The sequence below is a fragment of the Nitrospirota bacterium genome, assembly GCA_035516965.1.
Classification (GTDB): Bacteria; Nitrospirota; UBA9217; order UBA9217; family UBA9217; genus MHEA01.
In genome coordinates this window covers 23,258-30,107 of record DATIZR010000003.1, presented here as the reverse complement: position 1 = coordinate 30,107, position 6,850 = coordinate 23,258, and the positions used below count along the sequence as shown (strand labels likewise).

Below are 6,850 nucleotides of genomic sequence, written 5' to 3'. Positions count from 1 at the left end.
AACTTCATTCACTGCAAAACAACTGCTATTGCGGTCGTTTCTCTGCCGACAATTCAGACCCAGCCTTACGACTCAATTCTTAACTTCTTCAGCTTCCTGTACAGCGTCGCGAGGTCGACCCCGAGCTTGGCTGCCGAATCTTCCTTGTTTCCCTTGTTCTCTGCCAGGCTCCGCTTGATGTAGTCCCGCTCGAAGGTGTCCAGCGCCTGCCGGAGCGATGACGTGGACACGCCCTCCACATCGAGTGTCCTGAACTTGTCCGGCAGGTCGTGGATCGTGATGATTTCGCCGTCTTCCAGCACGGTCGCCCGTTCGATGGTGTTCCGGAGCTCGCGGATGTTCCCCGGCCAGTCATAGGCCAGGAGCGCCTGCATGGCCTCGTAGTCGATGTCCTTGATGTTCTTCTCCGCCTCCTTCGCGAAGATCTGCAGATAGTGCTTGAGCAGCACGGGGATATCATCGCGGCGCTCGCGGAGCGAGGGCATGTGGATCTCGATCACGTTCAGCCGGTAGAAGAGATCTTCCCGGAAGCGGCCGTCCTTGACCCGCTGGGTCAGGTCCGCGTTCGTGGCCGCGATGACCCGGACGTCCACGGTGATGACCCGCGTGTCGCCCACGGGCGTGAGCTCCTTGCTCTGGATGACATGGAGGAGCTTGACCTGGAGCGTTGGCGGCAGCTCCCCGATCTCGTCCAGGAACAGCGTGCCGCTGTTGGCCATCGTGATGAGGCCCTTCTTGTCCTCCACGGCGGACGTGAAGGCGCCCTTTTTGTGGCCGAACAGCTCGCTCTCGAGCAGGTTCTCGGGAATGGCGCCGCAGTTGATGGCGATGAAAGGCTTGTCCTTGCGGGGCCCCGACTCGTGGATGGCCTGGGCCACGAGCCCCTTTCCCGTCCCGCTCTCGCCGGTGATCAGGATGTTGCTCTTGCTCGGGGTCACCTTCTCCATGACCGAATAGACCTTCTGCATGGGCTCCGAGCTGCCGATGATGTTCTTGTAGGCGGCCGGCCGCTGGCTCAGTTCCTGCCGCAGGATCTGGTTCTCCATCTGAAGCTGCCTGCCCTGGAGGATCCGCTTTATCGTGAGCCGTATCTCGTCGTTGATGAAGGGCTTGGTGATGTAGTCCGACGCACCGGCGCGCATGGCCTCGACCGCGGAACCGACCGAGGCAAAGGCCGTCATCATGACCACCGATGTTTCGGGGCTGATGACCTGGGCCTGCTTCAGCACCTCGAAGCCGTCCAGCTTGTCCATCTTGATGTCGGTCATGACAATGTCGAAGTTCTCCTGCCTGATCTTCTCCAGGGCCTGCTCGCCGTTGTAGGCCTCCTTCACGTCGTAGCCCTCTTTCGTGAGCAGGATATTGAGGACCATGCAGATGTCCTTTTCGTCGTCAACGACCAGTATGCTCGGTTTTTCCATGCTGTCCGCTCCCTTATTCCGTTTCGATCGGAAGTACCACGGTGAAGACAGTGCCTTCACCGGGTTCGCTTTCCACCTTGATGTCGCCCTTGAAGCGCTTGACGATGCTGTAGCTGAGCGATAGTCCGAGCCCCGTTCCCTTGCCCGACTCTTTCGTCGTGTAGAAGGGGTCGAAGATCTTCTCGAGGTCCTCGTGGGGTATGCCGGTACCGGTGTCGGCAAAACCGACCAGGATCGCTTCCCTGCCCTGGTCGTCCTGGCCCAGTCTCGTGGTCACCGCCAGCCTTCCGCCGTCGGGCATGGCGTCCAGCGCGTTCAGGACGATGTTGATGAACACCTGGGACATCTGGCCTTCATCGATCATGGTCCGGGGAAGCTGCGGGTCCAGTTCGACCGCGATCTGGATGGTGCTCTTCATGCGCTTGTCCAGGCGCAGAAGGTCCATGGCCGAGGCGAGCACTTCGTTCAGCTGGGTCGGCTTGACGTTCACGGATTCGGCGCGGGCGAAGTTTGACATCCGCCGCACGATATCGTTGATCCGCTGGATGTGTGTATTGATGATGTCCAGGCTGTTCTGGGAGAATTCGTCGGTCGCCATCTCGCGCAGGAGCTGCGCGAAGCCGGAGATGGAGGTGAGGGGATTGCCGATCTCGTGGGCCACGCCGGCGGCCAGCCTGCCGAGGGCCGCCAGCTTCTCGGAGTGCATGACCTGCTGCTCCAGCTTTTTCGCGGTGGCCGTGCCCTTGTCCACCTTGTCCTCGAGCTCGACGGTATACAGCTTGAGCGCCTCTTCGAGCTGGACGCGCTTGGTCACGTTGCTGCTCGTGATCAGGATGCCCGGGATCTTCCCGTCGATCAGGATCGGGTTGATGTTCATCGTAAGGTAGAGCGGGGATTCGTGCAGTCCCGTTATTTTGTAGTCCTTGAGCTCGAAGCTCCTGCCGGTGAGCGTCTTCTGCAGGAGCGATTCAAAGGGGATGCCCTGGTAGGGCGCCAGCCGGTCGGGGAACAGCGAGGTGATCCGGCGTCCGAGGATGTGACTCTTCGGCCTGCCCAGGGTGGCGGCCTCGGCGGAGTTGACGGTCCTGACCATCAGGTCCTTGTCCACGACCATCAGGTTCGTCCGCGTGTTCTCCACGATGTTCTCGAGGTAGTTTTTCGCGATCTCGATCTCCCGCTCGAGCCGCTGATGGTTCTCCAGGTGCTTGGCCCGCTCTTCCGCCTTGATCTTCTTTTTGTTCGAGATGATCGTGGCGAAGGAGGCGACGATGGTGGTGGCGAAGATCGAGAAGATCAGGAGCTGATAGATGCGCCGGCTTTTCTGCATCAGCGCGATCACGTCGGAGTACGGGGCGGATACGACCACGAGCCACGATTTTCTCGCAATGGGGAACTTGTAGAAGGCGGCCAGCTTGTTCTCCCCGCGGGGGGCTTCATAATAGCCGAAGGTCTCGGCGGTCCCCTCGATCATCTTCTTTTCAGTATCGAAGGTTCTGTGGCAGGCAAAGCAGGACTTGTCCGTCCGGTAGAGGTTCTTGCCGACCATCTGGGGCTGCGTGGGATGATAGAGCAGGGTACCTTCGCTGTCCATCATCCAGGCGTAGCCGCGCTCGCCCGACTTGATCGGTGCCAGATATTTCTGGGTGATCCCGTCGAGGGAGAGCACGGCGAGCATGACGCCGCCGAAGCGCCGGGGGAACTCTCCCTTCGTCTGGCGGTAGATCGGGGTGGCAATGATGAACTGCTTCGAGTCCGGCTTTTCCGGGACCGGAATCAGATCCGTGATGAACTTCTCGTTCCTCGGCAGGAGGCGCGATTTCTGAAAATAGTCGGTCTGCGACAGGTCTTTGCCCTCCCTGCCCGGGAAGGAGCTGTCGTAACGCACGATGCCGTTGCTGTCGACGACGCGGATGGTAACGACCATCTCGTTCTGGATGCTGAACGTGATCGTCTCGGCCACGGCGCGGACCCGGGAATTTCTGTGGATGTTCTCGATGTCCGGAAGGCGGGCAATGACATGGAGGTTGCGGTACACCTCGTCCACGAAGCTCTCGATGTTGATCGCCACCTCGCGGGCCAGCAGGAGTTGCTGCTGGTTGAACTGCCCGGTCATCTCTTCCTGCAGGGACTGGTGGAAGAACTGTCCGATGATGATGATGAGGGAAAGAACAACGAGAAGAGAGAGGATCAATACCGTGGGTGTGAGGAGCTCTTTCTGCCGGAGGGCCCTGATAAGGCGTTGAAACATGGAGCTAATGTACTTCCAATAGATGCACAAAGTCAAGGAGGAAAAGGGTGAGATAAAAGGCGAGAGTCGGAGTCAAGAGTCAAGATTCGGGAACACGTACCATGCGGCAGAGGGGTGCATGGCCGAAAAGAACGCCCCGACGGCATCAGATGCGGCGGGAGAGGGGAGGCGCGTCTCTGCCGGGCTACAGCGAGGCGACGAGCGATTGCTGTTCGCCTTCCGTGTGCCATTCTTTCGTCAACGGCAGCGTGAAAGTGAAGGTGCTGCCCTGTCCCAGGGTGCTCTCGGCCCAGATCGTTCCGCCGTGGTATTCCACGATCTGACGCGTGATGGCGAGGCCAAGGCCCGTTCCCTGGTTGTTGTTCGTCAGAATGTCCCCGGACCTGCGGAACTTCTCGAAAATCAGCTCCAGGTCTCCCGGCGGGATCCCGATGCCGGTGTCCGTCACGGCAACCACGACGCGGGGCGCTGATTCGTTCTCCATCCGGGCAGCGACCGTTATCCGGCCGCGCTGGGGCGTGAATTTGATCGCGTTGGACAGGATGTTGGTGATGACCTGGATCAGCCGGTCCCGGTCGCCGAAAAGGAGCGGAAGCGTATCGGGGATGTTTGCCTTGACCTGCAGGCTCTTGTTGTCCGCCAGGGACTGCAGGCTGGCGACCGAGGTCTGGACGATGTCGTTCAGGGACACCCGCGTGATATGCCAGCTCAGCTTGCCGGCCTCGATCTTGGTCAGGTCGAGGATGTCGGTGATCAGACGGGCCAGCCGGTCCGTCTCGCTGTTGATGATCCCGAGCAGTTTGTCCCGCTTCTCAGGTGTCATTTTGGGCTTCATCTGGATCAGCTCCGTGAAGGCCTTGATGGAGGTGAGCGGCGTCCGCAGCTCATGGGAAACGATGGAGATGAAGTCCGACTTCACCTTGTCGATCTCCTTCAATTTCTTGTTGACCTCTTCCAGCTCACGGTTGGCCACGGCGAGGTTCCGGTTCGAGAGCTGCAGCCGCTCGTAGGCCCGCGTCAGGTTGTCCGTTTTTTCAGCCACGCGGAACTCAAGGTTCCGGTTCAGGTCCTCGAGCTCGGTCCTGTTCTTCTCCAGCTGCAGGGCCATCTTGTCGAAGCTTTCCGCCAGCACCCCGATCTCGTCGTTCGAAAGCAGGTTGGACTGCACTCTCAGGTTCCCCTTCTCGAGGTCCCGGATGATCTTGACCATGTGCCCCAGGGGGTTCGATATGCTGGTGGCGAGCAGAATGCCGATGCCTGCAGACAGGATCAGCGCTATAAACGTCACGAACAGGATGACGCCCGACAGCTGGGACATGATCGGCTGTATCTGATCGGGAATGCGGACGAGGAGCTCCTTGCCGACGCGGTGATAGACAAGCGCACCGAGCGCGAGCACGGGCGCGATGACGCTGGCAAGCAGGATCGAGAGCACCCGCGTCCGGGTGTTGATCTGAATGATCTTCGACTCATCGATGTGCACCGTCCGGGTCTTTTCGGCCAGGATCTGCCGGACAGGATAGAGGAACCGCTCGGTCAGGAAAAAGGAGAAGATGGGGAAGATGCAAAGGCCGAGGCCCGCGTAGAGCCCGAGGCGGATATTATCCCTGAGGGGCAGTCCGCCGATCGTGCCCATGTAGAGACAGTCCAGCAGGGTGATCAGCTCGAAGCGGACGAGAATCGATACCGAATGCAGGAGCGGCAGATTGAGGGTCCTGATCCTGGCGGCGGCCATGACATCATGGGGCGGGTCGAGCCGGCGTTCGAGGTAGAAGGAAAGCATCTCGATCGGGCGGCACTCCCAGCGGTCGATGAAATAGAAAAGGGAGGCGAGACCGAGGGGGGAGAGGATCAGCATGGTCACGTTCAGGTAGTGGACCAGGTGCACCGTGCTGAACGACATGCTGTAGATCACGTACGGGATGAGCGTCGAGAAGATGAACGCCGTGATCACCATGTCGCCGTAGGCGATTTTTTGAGAAACGTTCAGTCTCATAGCATTGGTCAGGGGAAGAGGATCTTCACGGAGGCCTGCCGCAGGTGGTCCGTGTCAAGATCGAGCTTGACCAGCGCATCCCGCTCGGCCACCAGGAGGTCTTTGGCAGAAAGAATCCCGATTGCGGCCAGCTTTTTCCGTTCGTTCTCCAGGATGCCCGGCACGCGGGTGAGCGGAATGTCGTTGCGGGACGTGAACATGACGACCATTCTCGATTCGCCCTGGATGATCGGCAGGAAGCCGTAGTGCTTCATCCCGAGCTTTTCTATGGTCTCGTTCGCGTCGGATTCGATGAAGAACCCGGTAAAGTCGGTGAACAGGGTAGAGAGCAGCACGTCCACGGCGCTGGTGGCGACATTGTTCAGGAGAACCTGGTTGAAGAAGACGCCGTACCGGGATATCCTGACCATGTCCCGCAGGAAGGGGTCCCGTTTATGATGGGGGAGGAAGTGGAACACGTTGATCGCATAAACCCAGTCGAAGGATCCGTCCCTGAACCGGGAAAGGTCCGTCACGTCGCCCGGCTGGAACTCGACCTGGTCCTGGAGGCCGGCCTCGATGTTCTTCCGCTTCGCGATCTCCAGCGTGTGCCTGTTCATGTCAATGCCGGTCGCACTGATCCCCGGGCATACCCTGACCGTCTCGCGCAGGACCGACCCGTCTCCGCAGCCGAGGTCGAGGATCGTGTGGCCCGACGCGAGGCCGGACCATTTGAAGAACTCGGCCGATGTTTTCGAGAGCTGGGACGCCACGCGCGGAACATAGTCGCGGCTGATGTTCCCCTGCGTGATGCTGTCGAGCCCCACTCCTTTCTGGTATGCATCCCGGGAGTGACTGATGGACTTGATGAAAAAGCTGACCATGTGATGGAGGCCCAGGAGGTCCGGCACGGGCGTTCCCCGCCTGAGCAGCATTCCCTTCGTCGTCAGCGTGTAGCCGCCGTCCGCGCTGGCGACATAGCCGTTGGCGACGCCGAACCGCAGCCACCGTTCGACCCGGCTTATATCGTAGCCCATCTGGCCCGAAAGCTCCTGAGCGGTGATCGATTTGTTCGCCGGGATCCAGTCGAAAAAGCCGACCTCGATGCCCTGGATCGTGGCAAGCGCGGCCGTCGCCTGCGTGAGCATGATGACCAGTTCGCCGGAATGCTTCTTGATATCGCTCTCGTCCATGCCTGCCTCCGCT

Annotated in this window: 4 protein-coding genes; all 4 read right to left on the bottom strand. The window is 60.0% G+C overall.

The annotated features are described in order from the left end of the window. Nucleotides 1–65: 65 nt before the first annotated feature. The 4 genes from VL197_00320 to VL197_00305 all read right to left on the bottom strand — a co-directional run bounded on the left by VL197_00320 (nt 66) and on the right by VL197_00305 (nt 6,837). Nucleotides 66–1,421, bottom strand: coding sequence for a sigma-54 dependent transcriptional regulator (locus VL197_00320; GenBank protein ID HUJ16420.1), 1,356 nt, complete (start codon nt 1,419–1,421; stop codon nt 66–68). A gap of 13 nt (nt 1,422–1,434) precedes the next feature. Beyond that, nucleotides 1,435–3,669, bottom strand: coding sequence for a cache domain-containing protein (locus VL197_00315; protein HUJ16419.1), 2,235 nt, complete (start codon nt 3,667–3,669; stop codon nt 1,435–1,437). A gap of 184 nt (nt 3,670–3,853) precedes the next feature. Continuing rightward, entirely contained in the window at nt 3,854–5,665 is a 1,812-nt protein-coding gene (locus tag VL197_00310; GenBank protein ID HUJ16418.1) for an ATP-binding protein, read from the bottom strand. A gap of 8 nt (nt 5,666–5,673) precedes the next feature. Continuing rightward, complete coding sequence (locus tag VL197_00305; GenBank protein HUJ16417.1) at nt 5,674–6,837, bottom strand: class I SAM-dependent methyltransferase; 1,164 nt, start codon at nt 6,835–6,837, stop codon at nt 5,674–5,676. Nucleotides 6,838–6,850 lie beyond the last annotated feature (13 nt).